At 67.6% G+C, this 518-nt stretch carries 1 protein-coding gene; it reads right to left on the bottom strand.

Going from position 1 to position 518, the window contains the following annotated elements:
- Positions 1–34: 34 nt before the first annotated feature.
- Positions 35–518 (bottom strand): hypothetical protein (locus JL475_RS39355; protein ID WP_202282978.1); only part of this gene is annotated, 484 nt, incomplete at its 5' end.

Here is a 518-nt window from a genome sequence, read left to right as displayed (position 1 = left end):
CCCCGCCCGACGCCACGAACCGCAACAACACAGTTCATAGCCGCATATTCGTTTCATTTGACTTGACAGCTACCGCCTCGACGGTGACGGCGACAGACGCTGGATCATCTGCCACAACCCCGCCGAAGCCGAGCGCGATGCCGCCCGACGGGAAGATCAACTCAACGCCATCCGTGAGGAGCTGGCGCGCATCAAGACGGCCCGGGAAGCGGACGCGAAGAAGCCGAAGGCCAAGGCCGCCCAGACCGGCAAACGCGCCGCACCTCCTTCGGACGCGCCCCACCGTAAGGCCGAGTGCGCGCTGCGCGACCACCCCGCGCTGGGCCGCCGGCTCAAGCAGCACCCCAGTACCGGGCGGCTGTCCATCGATGCCGCCAAGGTCGCCGCCGAGGCCCGCCTCGACGGCAAGTACCTGCTGGCCACGTCCGATCCCGACCTGTCCACCGAGGACGTCGCGCTCGGTTACAAGAACCTGCTGGAAGCCGAACGCGCCTTCCGCACCATGAAGTCCACGCTCG

It is taken from the genome of Streptomyces sp. M2CJ-2, from assembly GCF_016757295.1.
Lineage (GTDB): Bacteria > Actinomycetota > Actinomycetes > Streptomycetales > Streptomycetaceae > Streptomyces.
This window is presented reverse-complemented; position numbering and strand designations above follow the sequence as displayed.